This is a genomic window from Paenarthrobacter sp. 2TAF44, assembly GCF_052114885.1.
In the GTDB taxonomy this organism is placed as follows: Bacteria; Actinomycetota; Actinomycetes; order Actinomycetales; family Micrococcaceae; genus Arthrobacter.
Window position 1 is genome coordinate 89,645 of sequence record NZ_JBFRFP010000005.1, and the last position, 19,027, is coordinate 108,671.

Sequence of the window (19,027 nt, forward strand, 5' to 3'; positions counted from 1 at the left end):
CCGCAAACAGAACAGGTCCCCTTCCTCTCCAGGAAGGGGACCTGTTCTGTTTTGTTTTTAGCTCCGACGCCGGGGGTGTGTTGCTGAGCCGGGACGCAAGGAGGGCCCCGGGTTCCCCAGGGCCCTCAGTGCGTGTAAAGCGCTGCTAGACCTCGTCTGCGAGGGTTCCCAGGTACAACTGGATGACCTTGGGGTCCTTCATGAGCTCGCGTCCAGTGCCTGTGTAGGCGTCCTTCCCTTGGTCCAGGACGTAGCCGCGGTCGCAGATCTGCAGGCAACGGCGGGCGTTCTGTTCCACCATGATGACTGAGACGCCGGCGCGGTTGATCTCGTGGACCCGAAGGAAGGTCTCGTCCTGCTTGACGGGGGAGAGGCCTGCCGATGGCTCATCGAGCAGGAGGACCGCGGGATCCATCATGAGTGCCCGCCCCATGGCGACCATCTGGCGTTCACCGCCTGAGAGGGAACCGGCTCGCTGGGCACGTCGCTTGGCCAGTTCGGGGAAGAGGCTGGCAACGAAGTCGAAGCGCTCGGCGAACGCCTTGGGTCGCTGGAACATGCCCATCTGGAGGTTCTCTTCGATGGTGAGCGTGGCGAACACGTTGTTGGTCTGGGGGACAAAGCCGACGCCCTGGGTGACGAGCTTGTTGGCCTTCAATCCTGTGAGATCCTGACCCCGGACTATTACAGTGCCGGAGTGGACCTTGACCAGGCCGAACATGGCCTTCAGCAGGGTGGATTTACCGGCGCCGTTGGGTCCAATAATGCCGATCAATTCACCCTTGCGTGCCTCGATGGAGCAACCGTTGAGGATATTGACGCCAGGAATGTAGCCCGCCACCAGGTTGGTGACTTTGACGACCGAATCGCTGGCTGGGGCATCTGCCGAGGCGGGCATTGCGCTGGTGCTGCTCATTTCCCGTCCTCCTTCTTGGTTTCTACGATGTCGGACAGGATGCCCGCGTCTTCGGTTCCCACCACCGACTCTTCGTCGGCCTCAAGTTCTGCCTCGAGCACCTTGATGCCTTCTGCGTCCCCGAGGTCAACGTCGTGGTGTGCGCCAAGGTAAGCATCGATCACGGCAGGGTTCTTCATGACTTCCCCGGGAGGGCCTTCGGCCACGATCTTTCCTTCTGCCATGACTACTACCCAGTCTGCGATGTGGCGCACCATGTTCATATCGTGCTCCACGAACAGGACCGTCATGCCTTCAGCCTTGAGGTTTTTGATGTGGTCCAGGAGTGACTGGGTCAGTGCGGGGTTCACGCCGGCCATGGGCTCGTCGAGCATGACGAGTTTGGGCTTCACCATGAGGGATCGTGCCATCTCCAGGAGCTTACGCTGGCCGCCGGAGAGGGAAGCGGCGTAGTCATCCCTCTTGGTGTCCAGCTTGAACTTCTCCAAGAGCACGTGTGCCTGTGCCGTGATCTCCTTCTCTCGGCCACCCCACATGCCCTTGAACAGGGCTTTGGAAAGACGCTCGCCCGGCTGGTCCGCTGCACCGAGCCGCATGTTTTCCATGACTGTCAGCTTGCCCATGACCTTGGTCAGCTGGAATGTCCGCACCATGCCCATGCGGGCCACTTTGTAGGACGAGACGCCGGCAATACTGTTTCCTTCGAACTGCCACTTGCCCGTGTTTGGCGTGTCGAAGCCGGTGAGCAAGTTGAACAGGGTGGTCTTGCCGGCACCGTTTGGCCCGATCAATGCGGTGATCTTGTGGCGGGGGATCTCCAGGTATTCCACGTCCACGGCGTTGATGCCGCCGAAGGAGCGGGTGACGTTTTCAGCCACGACGATCGGATCGCGCTTCTTGCAGCCAGGGGTATTTTCCCCGACCGCAATGGGGCGCGAATCGGTCATGTAGTCGATGCCTGTCTCGTCGCTTGGGATGGCGCGGTGGGCAGAGCTACCAGTGCCGGAAGGGGTAACGGGGTTGACTGGGTTGTTGCTGTTTGGTTCGTTGGTCTCACTCATGCGAAAGCAAGCTCCTTCTTATTGCCGAAGACGCCTTGCGGGCGGAAGATCATCAGGAGCATCAGGGCCACGCCAACAAGGATGTAGCGCAGCTGGCCGGCCTGAACGGTGGTCAGCCAGGTGATGACTCCGGATTCGATGAGCCCATAAAGCAGGCTCTGTGTCAGCGAGAGCACCACCCAGAAGATCATGGCTCCGATCACCGGGCCCAGTACGGTTGCCATGCCACCGAGCAGCAGACAGGTCCAGAGGAAGAACGTGAGCTCCGTGCCGTAGTTGGATGGTTGGACGGCGCCGCGGGGGAGGGTGAAGATCATGCCTGCGAGGGCACCCAGGATGCCGCCGATAATGAGGGCCTGCATCTTGTAGGAGTAGACATTCTTGCCGAGTGACCGAACAGCGTTCTCGTCCTCGCGGATGCCCTTCAGGACCCGGCCCCAAGGGCTTCGCATCAGCAGCCAGACCAACAGGCAGCAGATAATGACCAGGCCCCAACCAACAACGCGGATGAAGAAGTCACGGTTGTTCATACCCATGTAGGACCCCTCGGGGAAGGGATTCATGGAGTAGAAGCCACCCTCGAACGCGGCCAGCCCGTTTGCCGAACCCGTGACGCTGGTGAGCTGGTTGGTGGTGACGACGTAGCGCACAATTTCCGCTGCTGCGATGGTCACGATAGCAAGGTAGTCCGCCCGCAGGCGCAGTGTCGGAATACCCAGGATGAAGGCGAAGATCACCGAACACAGGACCGCGATAAGCAGCGCGATGAAGAACGGCGTCTTGAAGGTCAACGTGGAGATGGCGAAACCGTAGGCTCCCACTGCCATGAATCCGGCCTGGCCGAAGTTCAACAGACCTGAGTAGCCGAAATGTACGGCGAGGCCCAAAGCAGCAAGTGCGTAGGCCGCCGTCGTCGGGCTGAACAATTCGCCAAGGGCGCTGGAAAGAATAAATCCGAAGTCCATGGCCCGCTCCTAACCCACACGCTCACGCCGGCCGAGGATACCCTGCGGTCGGAACAGAAGAACAACAATCATGATGAACAAAGCGCCAACGTACTTCAGGTCGGCAGGGAGGCCAAAGACCGTGGTCAGCTCCACGAAGATACCGACGACGATGGAGCCGATCAGGGCACCGAAGACGGTGCCCAGGCCACCGAGCGTCACGCCCGCGAAGATGAGCAGCAGGATTTGCGAGCCCATGTCGAACGTCACCCCGGGCCGGTAGTAGGCCCACAGGATGCCACCGAGGGAAGCGAGGACGCCGCCGACGATCCATACGAGCCGGATGACCGAGTCGACGTCGATGCCGGAGGCAGCCGCTAGAGCAGGGTTATCTGCCACTGCGCGGGTTGCTTTACCGAGACGGGTCTTCAGCAGGACGATGCCGATCAGGGCAATCACCACGGCACTGATCAACAGGGACCACAGGTTGTTCGGAGAGATGGAGATGGGCCCGATCTGGACCTCTGCGCTTTGGGCTCCGGGCAGCTGTTGGGTGGCGCCACCGAAGAAGAACTGGATGACGTAGCGGATGGCGAGGGCAAGGCCGATGCTGACAATCATCATGGGGACCAAGCCCGAGCCCCGGCGTCGCAAAGGCCGCCATAGCCCGGCATCTTGGACATACCCGAAGAGCCCGCCGCCGATCAGGGACAGCAGGATGGCCAGCCAGAACGGCAAACCAAAACCGTTGAACATGAAGACCAGGACAGCCCCCATGGTCACCATCTCGCCGTGGGCGAAGTTGGTGAGGCCTGTGGTACCGAAGATGAGGGACAAGCCCACCGAGGCAAGGGCCAGCAGCAGGCCGAAGCTGAGCCCTGCGACCAAGCGGTTGAGGAGGTTTTGGCCGAAGTCCTGTTGCTGGATGACGATGCCTTTGCCGAAAGCGAAGATCACCGACAGGTTGGACGTCTGATTAAACGTGACGTCGCGGGGGTTCTCCTGGCCATCGGCAAGCTTGATGCCCTCCGGCAAGGTGGAGGTATCCAGCTCAACTCTGTACGTGCCTTGTGTGGGGACGCCTATGTTCCAAGCGCCGTTGGCTCCGGAAGTTGCTTCGCCCTCAAACCCGTTGCCCGAGGCCTTGATCTTCACGCCCGGTATGGGAGCACGGGCATCATCGCGGAGGAAGCCGCTGATATTGTCTTGGAAATTCGTTGGGGATGGCGAAGGCGAGGGGGTGGTTGCCTCCGCCGCGGGGGCGGCGATCAACAGAGTGGCAACGAGGGCTGCGAAGAACGCCCCCACGGCTCTCTGCAGTCCCTTGGACCGTCTCATGGACGGGTCGCGCAGTGTGCTTCTCAAAATGGAAACCTCCACAGTGGGGGTGGTCCCGGCTGCGCCATTGCAGCCGGTGCGAACGGTCATGGGGCTTGTGAACAGTTCTTGCCTAGCTGCCTCGATTGTGATCTAAGTCACCCATGTGTGGCCTATGTTACCGCTCGCTGCGGCTAAAAAATGCACAGCATAGAGGTCAGAAGATAGCGATCGGATAACAACTGTGAAGCTATAGGCAACAAGCAATCTTCCACATTCGTGTCACGGTTGAGTTTCGTCTGGGTGAACAAGGGAACTTTCCGTGCCTTGGACGCGTGGTAATTGGTACCGTGAATTATCACTTAGCCCTTTTTCAGGAGGACACCCGCAATGGCACTTGGCGGAAACCCTATCTTCAACGGAAAGAATTTCCGTGGAGCCAAACAGGCACCGCCTGTTCCGCAAAATCCGTATTCCAACCCGTACGGCCAGCAGTTTAACCAGGCTCCAGGCCGGGCGCCTGGACAGGTCCTCGACGCCGGGTCCGCTTGGTCCGCCTCGCAGCAGAACATGACCAACGAACAACTGCAGCAGATGTACAACCAGCCTGCAGCAGGACCTGCCGACACCGGCCGGATGACCTACGACGACGTCATCATGAAGACCGTCGCCTGCCTTGTTGCCTTGGTCGTCGGCGCGGGCATCACGCTCTTTGTAGCACCGGCCCTGTCGAGCATGCTGATGATCGTCGGCGCGCTCGGGGGATTCGTCCTTGCCCTGGTAAATACCTTCAAGAAGCAGCCTTCGCCGGCACTGATTCTGGCATATGCGGGCCTTGAGGGACTCTTCCTCGGTGGCCTGACCCGGATACTTGACGGAATGTTCCCCGGCGTCGGCCTCCAGGCGGTCATCGGTACCTTGGCAGTCTTCGGCGTCACGCTGTTGCTCTTCAAGAGCGGCAAGGTCCGCGCCACACCCAAGATGGTGCGCTTCTTCATGATCGCCACCATCGGCTACGGCGTCTTTGCGCTGATCAACCTTGTCATGATGTGGACCGGTGCGGTTCAGGAACCGTTCGGCCTGCGCACGAGTATCACGATTGCAGGCATCCCGCTGGGTGTCTTCATTGGCATCCTGGCGATTGGCCTGGCGGCCTTCTCGCTCATCATGGACTTCACCAGCATCGAACAAGGCGTCCGTTCCGGCGCCCCTGAGCGCTACTCCTGGATCGCTGCCTTCGGCCTGACCGTCACGCTGGTTTGGCTCTACGTCGAAATCATCCGGCTTTTGGCGATTTTGCGCGGCGACGACTAAGTCCGCCCAAGTTCAAGAAAAATGCCCCCGAATTACTTCGGGGGCATTTTTCTTTAAAAGGGGACCTGGCTAAAACAGTGGCATGGCCCAGGACACCTCAGCTCAGGCGTTCGAAAACTACAGCCATTCCCTGGCCGCCTCCAACGCATAAGGTGGCCAGGCCAAGGGTTCCGTCGCGTTCCTTCAAACCATTGAGAAGCGTGGTGGTCATGCGCGCTCCGGTCATACCGAAGGGGTGCCCCAGGGCAATGGCGCCACCGTGCACGTTGAGCTTCTGTGGGTCGATGCCAAGTTCACGGGCGCTCGCAACCACTTGGACGGCAAAGGCTTCGTTGAGCTCCACGAGGTCGATGTCGTCAATCGTCAGTCCTGCCAGTGCCAACGCCCGCCGCGTTGACTCAACTGGTCCCATGCTCATGAGTTCGGGTGACAGGGCGGAAACGGCGGTGGAGACAACTCGTGCCAACGGCTGAAGTCCAAGTTCGCGTGCGCGTGCGTCACTCATGACCAGGACGGCGGCGGCGCCGTCGTTCAGTGGGCACGCATTCCCCGCCGTCACTGTGCCTTGGGGCCGGAAGACGGGGTCCAGGGCGGATACAGCCTCCAAGGTCACTCCCGCCCGCGGAGAGTCGTCCCGGTCAACCAGGGTGCCGTCCTTGCGCATGTACGGTGTGATCTCTCGTGCGTAGAAACCCGAGGCAATGGCTGCTTCAGCGCGATTCTGGCTCAGCACGCCCCACTCGTCCTGCTCTGCCCGGCCGATTCCGTAGCTGGTGGCCACGTTCTCGGCTGTCTGGCCCATGGCGATATAAATGTCAGGAAGCCTCCCGCCAAGCCGCGGATCCGTCCAGGGAATGTTCGACGCCGCCCGGGCCGCTGTCCGCTGGGCTGCTGATTCGAAGAGTGGGTTGTGATTGCCGGCATCGGTCTGTCCGGCCCCTGCCCAATTCTGGTATCTCGAGACGCTCTCCACCCCGCCCGAGATGATCGCGTTCGCTTCACCGGCCTTGATGGCGTGGAATGCCATGCGGAGCGTTTGCAGGCTGGACGCGCAGAATCGGTTGATGGTAGCCGCCGGTACACGGTCCAGGCCTGCAAGGACAGCGACAACTCGGGCCATGTTGGAGCCCGCTTCGCCACTGGGTTCGGCGCAGCCCAGCAGGAGGTCATCCAGGCCGCCTCCATCTTCGGCGGCAGGATCGAAACCCGGAACTTTCGCGAGTGCGGCCTGCACCATGGCGGTAGCAAGGTCGTCGGGGCGTTCGTCCTTGAGGGAGCCTTTGAAGGCCCGCCCAATTGGACTTCTGGCAGTGGAAACGATGACAGCCTCAGTCATGGCCCCAGCTTACGCCCGGCATCTGGAAGGTAAACGGGCGTAAGCCATGGGGGTCAGGCCAGGCGAAGGGCGCCTGCTGCCGGCGTTACGGTGAAGATGTCCGGTGCGGTGAAACCGCTCTCGGCGAAGGAACGCACGACGGCGTCACGCACCTGCTGCTCCTGACCCACCGGGGTCAGGGCGATGGCGGAGCCGCCAAAACCTCCACCGGTCATGCGGGCACCGATCGCGCCGTTGGCCCGGGAGGTCTCCACGGCGAGGTCGAGCTCGGGGCAGGAGATCTCGAAGTCATCGCGCATGGACACGTGGCTGGCGTCCAGCAACGGGCCAATGCTGGCCGGGCCTTCGCTGTTCAGGATTTCCACGGTCTGGAGCACGCGGTCGTTTTCGGTGACCACATGCCGGACCCTGCGAAGGGTTGGCTCATCCAGCAAGCCTGCTGCTTCCTCCAAGGATTCCACCCCGACGTCGCGCAGTGCTTTAACACCGAGGATTTCGGCACCCAACTCGCAGGAGGCGCGCCTGGAGGCGTAACCGCCGTCGGCGTGTGAATGCGACACCTTCGTGTCGATGACCAGCAGGACCAGACCCGATGCTTCGGCGTCGAAGGGGACAAGGTCAACGTGCTGATCCCGGCAATCCAGGAACACAGCATGACCCTTGGCTCCGCGCAGAGAAGCGGATTGATCCATGATGCCGGTGGGTGCGCCGACGAACACGTTCTCAGCACGCTGGGTGGCGAGCACCAAGTCCTCAGCGCCGAGACCTGCGCCGGTGAGGTCGTTGAGGGCAGAAATGACGGCACATTCAATCGCGTGGGAGGAAGAGAGGCCAGCGCCCAGCGGAACGTCCGAATCGAGCAGCAGGTCAAAGCCGGGCACGTCGATGCCACGCTCTTTCAAGGCCCAGGCAACGCCGAGGGGGTAGCGTGACCAGCCCTGGCCGGATCCCGGTTCCAAGCTTGAAAGGTCCGCTTCCACCAAACCATGACCCCCGAACAGGGACAGCAGCCGCACCCTGGAGTCTGCACGGAGTCTGATGGCAACCTTGGCGGTCTTATCAATCGCGAACGGCAGGACGAATCCCTCGTTGTAATCCGTGTGTTCGCCGATCAGGTTCACGCGCCCCGGTGCCTGCCACACGCCGTCGGGACTCGAACCAAATGTCTCCTGAAAGCGGGCGGAGAGCACGCTGGTGTCAGTGGTGGTGGTCATGCTCGGGTGCCTTCCAGGGTGTCGGCCAACTGTGTGGCGTTGGCGGCTGCAGCGACGTCGCGGAGTCGCTCCGCCACGGCTTCCGGGGTGGTGTCATTGATAAACGCTCCCATGGCTGCTTCAGAGCCTGCCAGGTACTTGAGCTTATCGGCAGCGCGGCGCGGTGATGTCAGCTGCAGGTGCAACTGCCCCGCAGGGCGCAGGATCGGGTCCAGGGGTGCCTGGTGCCACGCGGAGATGTACGGCATGGGGGTGGGGTAGAGCGCATCAAGCCGCTTCAGCAGGTCAAGGTAGACATGCGAGAGCTCGTCCCGTTCTTCGCCCGTCAGGGCCGCGAGGTCAGGGACGCTGCGGTGGGGGACCAGGTGGATCTCCAAGGGCCAGCGTGCGGCGAAGGGCACGTAGGCGCTGAAGTGCTTGGCTTCCAGAACCATGCGGCTGCCATCCTCGCGTTCTGCCTTCAGGAGGGACGCGCCAAGCGTTTCTTTCGCGTCGACGTCGTCGTAGTACTTGCGGGCTACCGCGCCCAAGGTGGCGGCCCGGGGCGTGACGTAGGGGTACGCGTAAATCTGGCCATGGGGGTGGTGCAGGGTGACTCCGATATCGGCGCCGCGGTTCTCGAACGGGAAGACCTGCTTGATGCCGGGCAGGGCGCTCAATGCTTCTGTGCGCTGTGCCCAGGCTTCTATGACGGTGCGGGCGCGGGTCTCTCCCAATTCCGCGAAGGATCCTGTGTGCTGGGGAGTAAAGGCCACAACTTCGCAGCGACCGAAGGCGGGGCCTGTGACGCCGTGGCCGTCGAATCCATGACCGGGGATCTCCGGAATGTCGCCCAGGGCCGGTCCCAATGAAGGGAATCGGTTCTCGAAAACCACAACATCGTAATCCGGGGCGGGGATCTCAGACGGGTTGTCGGCAGTGGTGGGGCAAATGGGGCACTGGTGGGCCGGGGGGAGGTGGGTGCGGCTCTGGCGGTGGGCGGCCACTGCTACCCACTCGCCGGACAGGGCGTCGTACCTGACCTCGCCAGGCTCTCCACGGGCCGGAAGATCGCGATGGTCCACCAGCGAGTCCGGTGTGCGCTCAGGAGTTCCGGGGTCATCAAAGTAGATCAACTCACGGTTGTCAGCGAGGCGGGTGCGGGTCATACGGCTCATGGGTCCATCATCCCACAAAGCAATCAAAAACGCATAGTTTCAAACAAAAGCTAACATCCCTCATTCGCTGGGAACGGGACGGCATGCAGTACGGTATTGCCATGTCTGCCTCTTCCCCATCTGCCCAAAGCCCGCTCGAATCAGCACCCCGACGCTTCGCCACCGGCCGCCAATTCGAGCTTCGCCGGGACGATGCGCTCGCCATCGTGACCGAGCTCGCGGCAGGTCTTCGGCTGTACTCCCGCGGAGGCGTCCAACTCACCGAAACTTACGGTGACGCCGAGATTCCGCCAGGCGCCACGGGCATCACCCTCGCCCCGTGGGCCAACCGGGTGGAGGATGGTGTCTGGTATCTCAACGGCAAAAAGCAGCAGCTCGATATCACCGAGGTCTCGCGCAACAACGCCAGCCACGGATTGCTCCGGAACGTCGGTTACACCCTGGTGGACGAGTCTGAGTTCTCCGTGACCCTTGAAGCAACCGTCTTCCCACAGCATGGCTACCCCTTCCTTGTCCGGCACCTCGTACGGTATGAGCTCGACGAAAACCTGGACCTTCGTGTCTCACAGACGATGGTCAACGATTCACAGGACGCTGCTCCGGTCGTCCTGGGCGCCCACCCCTATCTTCGCCTGGGCGACGTAGCGCCCGAAGATTTGGTCCTGACCGTCAAGGCAGCCACCCGCCTGGTAGCGGACGAACGGTTGATTCCCCGCAGCACCGCTCCCGTGGAGGGAGACTTTGACCTTTCTGCCGGCCGCGCGGTGGGCAGCTTGGACATCGACGTCGCCTTGACGGACCTGACGTTCGAGGCCGGTGTGGCCCGCCATACGTTGACGGCGCCGGATGGACGCAGCGTGTCACTTGAGCAAGACCAGAACTGCCAGTATGTCCACGTGTTCGTCACGGACACCTTCCCTGGCCGATCAAAGGTAGTCGCCATAGAGCCCATGACCGGTCCAGCCAACGCCTTTAACAGCGGGGACGGTTTGCGTTGGCTTGCGCCAGGGGACACCTTGACGATGACGTGGGGGATTACCGCCTCCCTCTAGGCCATGTGCGCGGCGGGCCGGTTTCCCATACGGCGCGGGCTGCGGAATTATGGGTTCATGACGCCAACACCGGACGCCAAATCACGTTCTGACCGACAAATTGCCCAAGACATTCCCTACGGTGTGCGCATTGCGGCCGCGTGGTCGTGGCGGATGGGCCTGATCCTGTTGATGATCGGCGCCCTGGTCTGGTTGCTGGGCAAGGTCAGCTTCCTCATCATTCCGGTCATGGTCGCTGCGCTCTTGGCCGGACTCCTCTACCCGGTGGTGCTCTGGCTGCGCAAGCGGAATCTGCCCAACGGTGCAGCAGTGGCCATCACAGTGCTGGGTTTCATCGGGGTCATCGGAGGTGCCCTTGCCCTGGTAGGCAGGCAGCTTGTCTCAGGATTCGGGGAGCTTTGGACGGAGGCACTCACAGGAATCCAACAGATCCAGGACTGGCTGGCAGCCGGACCCCTGCACCTGACGGCCGCCCAAATCGACCAGTACATTTCAGACGGTGCCACTGCCCTGCAGGACAACAGCAGCAGCATCCTCAGCGGTGCCCTGTCCTTTGGCAGCACGGCGGGACACTTTGCGGCCGGCCTGGTGCTGGCACTCTTTATCCTGATTTTCTTCCTGCTGGAAGGAAGCCGGATCTGGGGGTTCCTGGTCCGGCTTCTGCCCAAGACCGCCCGGAGGGCCGCTGATGGTGCCGGACGTCGCGGCTGGACCTCCATGGTCAGCTATGTACGGATCCAGATGTTCGTTGCCTTCATCGACGCCGTGGGCATCGGAGCCGGTGCTGCGATCATCCAGGTTCCCCTCGCGCTTCCACTGGCTGTCCTGGTGTTCATTGGTTCGTTCATTCCCGTAGTGGGTGCGCTGGTTACTGGTGCGATCGCCGTCCTGCTGGCCCTTGTGGCGAACGGACCCGTCAATGCGCTGATCATGCTGGCCATCGTCCTGCTTGTCCAGCAGCTTGAAAGCCATATCCTGCAGCCGCTGGTCATGGGTCGGGCTGTGGCGCTTCATCCGGTGGCAGTCATCCTTTCAGTAGCTGCCGGATCCTATCTCGCGGGCATCCCCGGAGCGCTGTTCGCAGTGCCGCTGCTCGCCGTAGTAAACACGGCGGTTCGCTACATTGCCGGCCGGACGTGGGAACATGATGAAGGATTGGGCGCGGCCGAGCTGCAGCCTGGAGCCGCGCAGTCGGAAGCTGATGGTGACTCCAACTTCAAGGAAGTCCACCTTCCGCGAGCCGGATCCCGCAGCGGCAGCAGCGTTGCCGGCAAGACCAAGGCCGCAGATAACACCTCCGTCCAGGAGTCTGCAGTTGACACCAACAAAGGAGAATAGTCAGTGAATACCCTCGATACCCTGCCCGTCACGCTGGACGATGTCCTCAAGGCGCAGGAGTTGCTCGAGGGCATTATTACCAAGACTCCGGTGGAGTCGTCCCGTGCGCTGGGCAGCCTCGTGGGCGGCAAAGTTTTCTTCAAATGCGAGAACCTGCAGCGTGCCGGATCCTTCAAGGTCCGCGGCGCGTACGTGCGGATGGCCCGCCTGACTGATGCCGAGAAGAAGCGCGGCGTGGTGGCTGCCTCTGCAGGCAACCACGCTCAGGGCGTAGCCGTAGCCGCGAAGAGCCTGGGCATCAACGCCCGCATTTATATGCCGCTCGGTGTCGCTCTGCCCAAGCTTGCAGCAACGCGCAGCCATGGTGCCGAAGTTATCCTGCACGGCCACAACGTGGATGAAGCACTGGCCGAAGCTCAGCGCTACGCCAACGAAACGGGCGCAGTCTTTGTGCACCCCTTTGACAACGTGGACGTCGTCGCGGGCCAGGGAACCATCGGGCTGGAGATCCTGGAACAGATCCCGGACGTAGACACCATCCTCATGGGCGTGGGCGGCGGAGGGCTTCTTGCCGGCGTCGCGGTGGCGATCAAGGCCAGGGCCAAAGAGCTCGGACGCGAGATCCGGGTCATCGGGGTACAGGCGGAAAACGCTGCTGCCTACCCTCCGTCCCTCGCTGCAGACGCCTTGGTGCCGCTCAAAAAGGTCTCCACCATGGCCGACGGCATCGCAGTGGGACGCCCAGGGCAGCTCCCCTTCAGCATCATCCGCGAGCTCGTGGACGATGTTGTGACTGTGAGCGAGGATTCCCTTGCCCGGGCCCTGATCTTCCTGCTGGAACGGGCCAAGATGGTCGTGGAGCCGGCAGGGGCCGTGGGAGTAGCCGCGCTGATGGATGGCAAAATCGAAAACCCGGGGAACACCGCCGTCGTGCTTTCCGGTGGCAACATCGATCCGATGCTGATGCTCAAAGTTATCCAGCGTGGTCTGTCGGCCGCGGGCCGGTTCATGACAGTCCGCATGATGCTGGATGACCGCCCGGGCTCACTGGCGACTATTGCCCGCATCATTGCCGAAAACGACGCCAACGTCACGGGCCTTGACCACACGCGCCTGGGCGGCTCCATCAGCATGGGCGACGTCTCCATCACCATAAACCTGGAAACGAAAGGCCACGAACACGGCGAACAGGTCCTCGGTGCCTTGAGGGCCGAAGGCTTCCAGCCGATCGTGGTGCACTGACGGGAGTTGCATATGGTGCTCGAAACGCCTGACGGATCCAAGGCCGAGGCCAAGGAGACACTCGCGGGCCGAGCCAAGGGTGGCCTGCTGTTCATGGGCAGTTTCGTGATCCTGCTGTATGTGATCGAGTTCCTGAACACGCTGATGAGGCACGGCCTTAACAGTACTTTTGGACTTCGATCCCGCAGCGTGGACGGCGTGCTGGACATCCTGACGTTTCCGCTGCTGCACGCGAACCTCAACCATTTGCTGTCCAACACCCTGCCCCTCATCATCTTCGGCTTCCTGGTTTTCCTGGCCGGTATCAGGGTCTTCCTCACAGCCTTGGCCTTCAGCTGGCTGGGTTCGGGCCTGACCGTGTGGCTTATCGGTGGCGGAGGCGTGACAGTGGGGGCGTCAGGGCTGGTGTTCGGATTTTTTGCGTTCCTGCTGGTCAGGGGCTTCTTCAACAGGAGCTGGTGGCAGATTCTGTTATCCGTGGTGCTCTTCATGGCGTACGGCAGCATCCTCTTCGGGGTGCTGCCAACCGTCATGGGCTTTATTTCGTGGCAGGCGCATCTGGGCGGGGCCATTGGGGGGATCATCGCGGCCATCCTGTTGCGTCCCAAACCCCAGGCTGCACTCTGACCCAAGTGAGTCGCAGTTGTGCGCGTTATGAGCCCTCAAAACGCGGTCTGCTGCGACTTAGTTGGGCACGCACACGAAAAACGCCGGCCCACCCCGCAAAGGGGTGGACCGGCGTCGGGTTCTTGGCGCTGCCTAGGCGACGTACGGCTTGGCGGAGACGATCTCCACCGGAATTACCTTGCCGTTGGGGGCGGTGTAGCTGAGCTTGTCGCCCTCCTTGTGGCCGATGATGGAGGCACCCAGCGGAGACTTCTCGCTGAAGACATCGAGGTCGGAGTCGCCGGCGATCTCACGCGAGCCGAGCAGGAATGTCTCTTCGTCCCCGGCGATGCGGGCAACAACCAACATGCCGGGCTCTACGATTCCGTCATCGGCAGGGGCTTCGCCAACCTGGGCATCGCGCAGGAGCGCGGTGAGCTGACGGATGCGGGCTTCAATCTTGCCCTGCTCTTCCTTGGCTGCGTGGTATCCGCCGTTTTCCTTGAGGTCGCCTTCTTGGCGGGCGGCTTCGATCTTCTGGACGATTTCCGCCCGGCCAGCGCCGGAAAGGTGGTCCAGCTCAGCCTTCAAGCGGTCGAAAGCTTCCTGGGTAAGCCAAGCTGCTGTGGCGCTGTTGGTGGTAGACACGGATTTCTCCTCTTGATCTGACAAAGCAAAGACCCCGCCGAGGTGGCCACTCGTGGAACTCAGTAACCAACTTAACGGGGTGAAGGTTTCATCCATTGTAGTAAATCCTCTGGACGAACCCAAACTGGTTGAGTTGTGGGTCACACGATTGTTATTTCCCGCTGTCCACGATCCAGCAATTATCCACTACGCCGGCGACAGCGGGGGACTCGGTTCTCAACACCGTGCGCTGAGCTGTTGTGCTCCCACCATCGGCACCGTCCTTGGGCTCATTGGGGCCGATCACCACCACTTTCCAGCCCACCACCGCGAACTTGGAATCCATGGCCTTCACGGCGCATTTGGCAGTGGCTCCCGGGTATTTGGTGACTTGGTAGTCGACCTCGGCCTGGGTGCCATCGACAGTGCTGTAGCCGATGTCCTTGAAGGTCACCGGAGCCTGTGCAGAGGACGTTGCGACCCATGCTGCGAACACAATTCCGAGGATCAGGGCCACGATGACGATGTTCCGCTTCGATGCGCGGGTCAAGCCGCGCTTTTGACCACCGTAGCGATTGGCTAGGCTGTTGCTTGCCGGTAGTTCGTTGGCCGATAGGTCCTCTGAAGTCACCTATCCAGTTTAGTGCGGATCCCGGCACCTCCTGCACAGTCCTGATTTGCACCATCCATGAAAGAGGAGCCGTCAAGTGACAGCGTCCAGCAGTTCCGAGCAGCAGCTGCGGCTGCTCGCCGTCCACGCTCATCCGGACGATGAGTCCAGCAAGGGTGCAGCGACCATGGCGATGTACGCAGCTGCAGGAGTAGACGTCATGGTCGCCACCTGCACTGATGGATCCAGGGGCGACATCCAGAACCCCGGCATGGTGGACGCTCCGCACCCCAAGCGCGACATGGCAGGTGCCCGCCGGTTGGAAATGGCCAACGCGGCGACCGTGCTCGGCATCCGGCAGCGCTGGCTTGGCTTCGTGGATTCGGGCCTGCCGGAGGGCGATCCCCTTCCACCGCTTCCGCCAGGTTGCTTTGCCTTGCAGCCGCTGGAACGCGCCACGGCCCCACTGGTCCGTCTGGTCCGCGATTTCAAGCCCCATGTCATCATCAGCTACGACGAAAACGGCGGCTACCCCCACCCGGACCACATCATGGCCCACAAGGTTGCCGTTGAGGCGTTCGAGGCAGCGGGTGACGCCTCACGCTATCCCGGAACAGGGGAGCCCTGGGCGCCCAGCAAGCTCTACTACGATCGCGCCTTCAGCCCCGAACGCTTCCGTGCACTGCACTTTGCGCTGGAAGAGGCCGGGCTGCAGTCGCCGTATGCTGAGCGGCTCGCGGCGTGGCTTGAAGCAGATGCCGAGGGCCACACTCCTCCCGCTCCCGCGCACCAGACCACCACGCAGGTGGACTGCGGCGACTTCTTCGAGGCGCGCGACGACGCTCTCCGGGCGCATCGGACGCAGATAGATCCCATGGGCTTCTTCTTTGCGGTCTCACCTGACTTGCAGCGTACGGCGTGGCCTTGGGAGGACTACACGCTGATCAAGTCCAGGGTGTCTACGGAGTTGCCGGAAAAGGACCTGTTTGCGGGGATAAGATAGGTGTTGCCACCAGTTTCTATCGTTTGTAGAAATCGCCGGCGGCCATCGAACAGCCCAGCTTCATGCTGAAGCCTGCCGACATGCATCAGCTCCCATAGAAGGTTTGAACGTGCACCACTTGATCCTCGCCTTGACCGTCAGTCCGTCGCCGGACCCCACCGGGACGCTGCGCCCTGGCCTGTCCGAGGACCAGGTGACGCCCGGGACCTGGGGCTTCGTCCTCACGGCCTTCGTCGTCATCCTCTCGACGTTCCTCATCGTGGACATGGTTCGCCGTATCCGCAGGGTTCGGTACCGTGCGCAGGTGGAGGAGGCACGCTTGGCTACAGAAGCCGGAAGCCTTGATAATGCGGGCGGCGACGCCGGCACCACGGATGAGAACGGCGATGCCGCTCCCGGAAGCCGCTAGCCCGCGCGGAAACAACTGGCCCGGGGCGGCGAACGTCCTGGGTGCGGAGCCGTCTGCCTACCTGCGCCAACACGCAGCCAACCCGGTCTTCTGGCGTCCTTTCGGCGACGAAGCGTTTGCCCTTGCCGCAGTACGGGATGTCCCCGTGTTTCTCTCCATCGGCTATGCGGCATGTCATTGGTGCCATGTCATGGCCCATGAATCCTTTGAGGACCAGGAAACTGCGGACTACCTCAATGCACACTTTGTGCCCGTCAAAGTGGACCGGGAAGAACGGCCGGACGTCGATTCTGTCTACATGACGGCCACGCAGGCCATCAGCGGTGAAGGCGGCTGGCCAATGTCCGTTTTCCTGACTCCGGAGGGCCTCGCCTTCCATGCAGGCACTTACTTCCCGCCCGTTCCCTTGCCCGGCCGGCCGTCCTTCCGAAACGTGCTTGAAGCGGTCCACGAGGCGTGGGTTGAACGCCGCGAGGCTGCGGAGCAAAACGCCAGGGGACTGGCCGCGAACATAGCAAACGCCCAGCTGTCATCTGCCGTTCGGCTTGACGGCCCGCCCGAGGTACTTGATGCACAGCTGCTTTCGGATGCAGTAACGGTTTTGGCCCGGTCAGAAGACCCCGACGCCGGTGGGTTCGGCAGCGCCCCAAAGTTCCCGCCGTCGGCGGTGCTTGAGTTCCTCATCCGTCACGCAGCGGCACGGTCGGAGACATCGGAGGCCGCGCGTGACATGGCCGCACGCGCCCTGGCCGGAATGGCACGTTCGGCATTATGCGACCAAATCGACGGCGGTTTTGCCAGGTATTCGGTCACGGCGGATTGGTCGGTGCCGCACTTCGAGAAGATGCTCTACGACAATGCCCAGCTCCTGCGCGTCTACGCCCACTGGGTGCGTCTTGGAGGCAATGATGTGTTCCCGGCCGAGGAGGCGGCGGGGGTTGCGTCCAGGTGCGGGGATTGGATGCTGGCCTCGCTGGGGCTGCCCGGGGGTGGACTGGCTTCGTCCCTGGACGCCGATACCGTGGTGGACGGGGTGCACCATGAAGGCGCAGCGTACCTCTGGACGCCGGCATCCTTGCTGGAAGTCCTCGGCCTTGGTGACGCCGAGGAGGTTGCACGCATGATGAATATTGGTGCGCAGGGGAACGTCTCGGAATTGGGATCTCCGCTGCATCCCGGACTGCCCTTGTCCGCTCCCGAGTCCGCGCTCTGGCACCGCGTCAGGCCCGCGCTCCTCGCCGCACGGGATCTCCGGAATCAGCCTGCCAGGGACGAGAAAGTTGTGGCGGGTTGGAACGGGCTCGCGATCGCCGGGCTTGCCGAGGCCGGAGCGGTGCTGGACCGCCCGGACCTCGTCGCTGCAGCTGAGAACGTTGCCGAGTATCTCGAGAAGGTGCATTGGAACGCCGAACACGGGCTGCTGGTCCGGGTCTCGCACGATTCCAGGGCGCGGGGGATCGGGGGACTCCTGGAAGACTACGCATTCTGTGCAGAGGGCCTGTTCTCGCTGTACGCCGTGACGGGAAAAAAGCGCTGGTACCGCTTGGCGGAAAACATCATCCGGGCCGCCGAAGCGCGTTTTGTCGAGGACGGGCATCTCGCCGATTCGGCCGGGGAATCTGCCCAGGTGTTCAACGCCCAAGGGCAGCGGGCTGCCCTTGATCCGTTCGACAATGCCACGCCGAGCGGGGCTGCTGGATTTGCCGGAGTGCTGCTGACGTATTCGGCGTACTCAGGCTCCCACGCCCACCGACTCATGGCCGGGAATATCCTGGGCCTGCTTCCTTCGCTGGCAACACGCGCGCCCCGTGTTGCCGGTTGGCTCCTGGCCACGGCGCAAGCGGCGTTGGCAGGGCCGGTGGAGGCCGCCGTCGTTGGTCCCGATTCGCCACTGCTGAGCGAGTTGCACAGTGCGCTTCTGAAATCCGCCAGCCCGGGTATGGCGGTCGCGTTGCAAGAGAACGACGCCGTGTCCCCGGCTGGTGATGGCGAGGTCCCGCTGCTGCTTCATCGCGCGGGTGCGCCTGATGGCTCGCCCCAAGTGTATTTGTGCCGGGATATGGTGTGCGAGATGCCGGTGGGGACCGTTGCGGACGTGCAATCAATGCTGGCGCGAATGACCTCCGGCGCTAGCTGAGGACAGCCATCATGATGGCGATGAAGTGGGCTGCGAACGCCAAGACGGTGAAGGCATGGAAGAGTTCGTGAAACCCGAAGTGTTGAACGCTGAAATTTGGCTTCTTGATGGCATAGAAGACCGCGCCTGCTATGTAGAGGGCGCCGCCCACACAAATGAGCGTGGCAGAGGCGGCATTCGCTGTGAAGAACTGCGGAAGGTAAAAGAGCGCCCCGCAGCCCAGCGCAATATAGATCGGGACGTATAACCAACGCGGGGCGTCGGTCCAGAGAACCCGGAACAGCACGCCGGCAATGGCCGCGGACCAGATAATCCACAGCAACGTGACGGCTTGGGATCGCTCCAGAAGCGACCAAGCCAGCGGCGTATAGCTTCCGGCGATCACCAGCATGATGTTGGTGTGGTCCAGGCGCTTGAGCACCAGCCGGGTCTTCGGGGACCAATTTCCGCGGTGGTAAACGGCGCTGACGCCGAAAAGAAGGACGCCCGTTACCGCATAGATCGTGGAGGTGATCTTTCGGTCGGCTGTGGGGGCAAGTGACACCAGGACGATTCCGGCCGCGAGGGCGAAAGGGGCGGCAACGGCGTGGATCCAACCGCGCCATGCGGGCTTGATAGTGAGCAGCTCGGCCATCGTTAAAGAATAACCTACGCTTCAGTAAGTTACTGATCAGTAGCTCCCGCACGATGGGAGTTTGACTCTCGCTGCACCAGTGGGGCAGCTCGGGAAGGTAGCCTTGGAGG

18 protein-coding genes are annotated in these 19,027 nt (G+C 62.2%); 8 read left to right on the forward strand and 10 right to left on the reverse strand.

Annotated features, from left to right (window positions below; genetic code table 11):
* Positions 1-145: 145 nt before the first annotated feature.
* The 4 genes from AB4Z15_RS07250 to AB4Z15_RS07265 are packed head-to-tail and all read right to left on the reverse strand — an operon-like array spanning position 146 to position 4,349.
* A complete protein-coding gene (locus AB4Z15_RS07250; RefSeq protein WP_431119032.1) occupies positions 146-916 on the reverse strand; it encodes an ABC transporter ATP-binding protein in 771 nt (256 codons plus the stop codon).
* A complete protein-coding gene (locus tag AB4Z15_RS07255; RefSeq protein ID WP_442016732.1) occupies positions 913-1,977 on the reverse strand; it encodes an ABC transporter ATP-binding protein in 1,065 nt (354 codons plus the stop codon). The genes AB4Z15_RS07250 and AB4Z15_RS07255 overlap by 4 nt, the downstream gene beginning before the upstream one ends.
* The gene (locus AB4Z15_RS07260; protein ID WP_442016733.1) at positions 1,974-2,942 is read right to left on the reverse strand and encodes a branched-chain amino acid ABC transporter permease; all 969 of its coding nucleotides are present in this window, start codon (positions 2,940-2,942) and stop codon (positions 1,974-1,976) included. Before AB4Z15_RS07260 ends, AB4Z15_RS07255 begins: the two co-directional genes overlap by 4 nt.
* A 9-nt stretch (positions 2,943-2,951) precedes the next feature.
* Entirely contained in the window at positions 2,952-4,349 is a 1,398-nt protein-coding gene (locus AB4Z15_RS07265) for a branched-chain amino acid ABC transporter permease (RefSeq protein WP_442016734.1), read from the reverse strand.
* Positions 4,350-4,628: 279 nt separating this feature from the next.
* Between AB4Z15_RS07265 and AB4Z15_RS07270 the strand changes: the two genes are divergently transcribed.
* Complete coding sequence (locus AB4Z15_RS07270; RefSeq protein WP_442016735.1) at positions 4,629-5,552, forward strand: Bax inhibitor-1/YccA family protein; 924 nt, start codon at positions 4,629-4,631, stop codon at positions 5,550-5,552.
* Between the two features lie 97 nt (positions 5,553-5,649).
* On the opposite strand, the gene AB4Z15_RS07275 is transcribed toward AB4Z15_RS07270, so the two are convergent.
* From AB4Z15_RS07275 to galT, 3 genes are read right to left on the reverse strand one after another with little or no spacing between them, the layout of a single operon-like run.
* Complete coding sequence (locus AB4Z15_RS07275) at positions 5,650-6,888, reverse strand: acetyl-CoA C-acetyltransferase (RefSeq protein WP_442016736.1); 1,239 nt, start codon at positions 6,886-6,888, stop codon at positions 5,650-5,652.
* 53 nt (positions 6,889-6,941) lie between these two features.
* The gene (gene galK / locus AB4Z15_RS07280) at positions 6,942-8,102 is read right to left on the reverse strand and encodes a galactokinase (protein WP_442016737.1); all 1,161 of its coding nucleotides are present in this window, start codon (positions 8,100-8,102) and stop codon (positions 6,942-6,944) included.
* Complete coding sequence (galT, locus tag AB4Z15_RS07285) at positions 8,099-9,259, reverse strand: galactose-1-phosphate uridylyltransferase (protein WP_442016738.1); 1,161 nt, start codon at positions 9,257-9,259, stop codon at positions 8,099-8,101. Before galT ends, galK begins: the two co-directional genes overlap by 4 nt.
* Positions 9,260-9,360: 101 nt before the next feature.
* Here galT and AB4Z15_RS07290 point away from each other — a divergent pair, with 101 nt between their 5' ends.
* Genes AB4Z15_RS07290 through AB4Z15_RS07305 form a run of 4 tightly spaced genes read left to right on the forward strand, consistent with a single transcriptional unit; the run spans position 9,361 to position 13,518 of the window.
* The gene (locus AB4Z15_RS07290) at positions 9,361-10,311 is read left to right on the forward strand and encodes an aldose 1-epimerase family protein (RefSeq protein WP_442016739.1); all 951 of its coding nucleotides are present in this window, start codon (positions 9,361-9,363) and stop codon (positions 10,309-10,311) included.
* A gap of 57 nt (positions 10,312-10,368) precedes the next feature.
* Positions 10,369-11,649, forward strand: coding sequence for an AI-2E family transporter (locus tag AB4Z15_RS07295; protein WP_442016740.1), 1,281 nt, complete (start codon positions 10,369-10,371; stop codon positions 11,647-11,649).
* Between the two features lie 3 nt (positions 11,650-11,652).
* Positions 11,653-12,891, forward strand: a complete 1,239-nt coding sequence (ilvA, locus tag AB4Z15_RS07300) for a threonine ammonia-lyase (RefSeq protein ID WP_442002655.1) — start codon at positions 11,653-11,655, stop codon at positions 12,889-12,891.
* A 12-nt stretch (positions 12,892-12,903) separates the two neighbouring features.
* Entirely contained in the window at positions 12,904-13,518 is a 615-nt protein-coding gene (locus AB4Z15_RS07305) for a rhomboid family intramembrane serine protease (protein ID WP_442016741.1), read from the forward strand.
* A gap of 132 nt (positions 13,519-13,650) precedes the next feature.
* Here the strand turns inward: AB4Z15_RS07305 and greA are convergent, their stop codons facing one another.
* Positions 13,651-14,145, reverse strand: a complete 495-nt coding sequence (gene greA / locus AB4Z15_RS07310) for a transcription elongation factor GreA (RefSeq protein ID WP_442002657.1) — start codon at positions 14,143-14,145, stop codon at positions 13,651-13,653.
* Positions 14,146-14,296: 151 nt separating this feature from the next.
* Positions 14,297-14,755, reverse strand: coding sequence for a DUF4307 domain-containing protein (locus AB4Z15_RS07315; RefSeq protein ID WP_442016742.1), 459 nt, complete (start codon positions 14,753-14,755; stop codon positions 14,297-14,299).
* 76 nt (positions 14,756-14,831) lie between these two features.
* Between AB4Z15_RS07315 and mca the strand changes: the two genes are divergently transcribed.
* From mca to AB4Z15_RS07330, 3 genes are all read left to right on the forward strand, one after another.
* On the forward strand, positions 14,832-15,737 hold the full coding sequence (mca, locus tag AB4Z15_RS07320; RefSeq protein ID WP_442016743.1) for a mycothiol conjugate amidase Mca: 906 nt from the start codon (positions 14,832-14,834) through the stop codon (positions 15,735-15,737).
* A gap of 109 nt (positions 15,738-15,846) precedes the next feature.
* Positions 15,847-16,146 carry a hypothetical protein gene (locus AB4Z15_RS07325; protein ID WP_442016744.1) on the forward strand — a complete coding sequence of 100 codons (300 nt, stop codon included), beginning with the start codon at positions 15,847-15,849 and terminating at the stop codon, positions 16,144-16,146.
* The gene (locus AB4Z15_RS07330; protein WP_442016745.1) at positions 16,124-18,283 is read left to right on the forward strand and encodes a thioredoxin domain-containing protein; all 2,160 of its coding nucleotides are present in this window, start codon (positions 16,124-16,126) and stop codon (positions 18,281-18,283) included. Before AB4Z15_RS07325 ends, AB4Z15_RS07330 begins: the two co-directional genes overlap by 23 nt.
* On the opposite strand, the gene trhA is transcribed toward AB4Z15_RS07330, so the two are convergent.
* Complete coding sequence (trhA, locus tag AB4Z15_RS07335) at positions 18,276-18,917, reverse strand: PAQR family membrane homeostasis protein TrhA (protein ID WP_442002662.1); 642 nt, start codon at positions 18,915-18,917, stop codon at positions 18,276-18,278. The two genes, AB4Z15_RS07330 and trhA, sit on opposite strands and share 8 nt — an antisense overlap.
* Between the last annotated feature and the right edge of the window lie 110 nt (positions 18,918-19,027).

Bases quoted from the DNA above. Each gene is read 5' to 3' on its own strand.
- AB4Z15_RS07250 (WP_431119032.1), bottom strand. From the start codon at position 916: ATGAGCAGCACCAGCGCAATGCCCGCCTCGGCAGATGCCCCAGCCAGC.
- AB4Z15_RS07255 (WP_442016732.1), bottom strand. From the start codon at position 1,977: ATGAGTGAGACCAACGAACCAAACAGCAACAACCCAGTCAACCCCGTT.
- AB4Z15_RS07260 (WP_442016733.1), bottom strand. From the start codon at position 2,942: ATGGACTTCGGATTTATTCTTTCCAGCGCCCTTGGCGAATTGTTCAGC.
- AB4Z15_RS07265 (WP_442016734.1), bottom strand. From the start codon at position 4,349: ATGACCGTTCGCACCGGCTGCAATGGCGCAGCCGGGACCACCCCCACT.
- AB4Z15_RS07270 (WP_442016735.1), top strand. From the start codon at position 4,629: ATGGCACTTGGCGGAAACCCTATCTTCAACGGAAAGAATTTCCGTGGA.
- AB4Z15_RS07275 (WP_442016736.1), bottom strand. From the start codon at position 6,888: ATGACTGAGGCTGTCATCGTTTCCACTGCCAGAAGTCCAATTGGGCGG.
- galK (WP_442016737.1), bottom strand. From the start codon at position 8,102: ATGACCACCACCACTGACACCAGCGTGCTCTCCGCCCGCTTTCAGGAG.
- galT (WP_442016738.1), bottom strand. From the start codon at position 9,259: ATGAGCCGTATGACCCGCACCCGCCTCGCTGACAACCGTGAGTTGATC.
- AB4Z15_RS07290 (WP_442016739.1), top strand. From the start codon at position 9,361: ATGTCTGCCTCTTCCCCATCTGCCCAAAGCCCGCTCGAATCAGCACCC.
- AB4Z15_RS07295 (WP_442016740.1), top strand. From the start codon at position 10,369: ATGACGCCAACACCGGACGCCAAATCACGTTCTGACCGACAAATTGCC.
- AB4Z15_RS07305 (WP_442016741.1), top strand. From the start codon at position 12,904: ATGGTGCTCGAAACGCCTGACGGATCCAAGGCCGAGGCCAAGGAGACA.
- AB4Z15_RS07330 (WP_442016745.1), top strand. From the start codon at position 16,124: ATGCCGCTCCCGGAAGCCGCTAGCCCGCGCGGAAACAACTGGCCCGGG.
- trhA (WP_442002662.1), bottom strand. From the start codon at position 18,917: ATGGCCGAGCTGCTCACTATCAAGCCCGCATGGCGCGGTTGGATCCAC.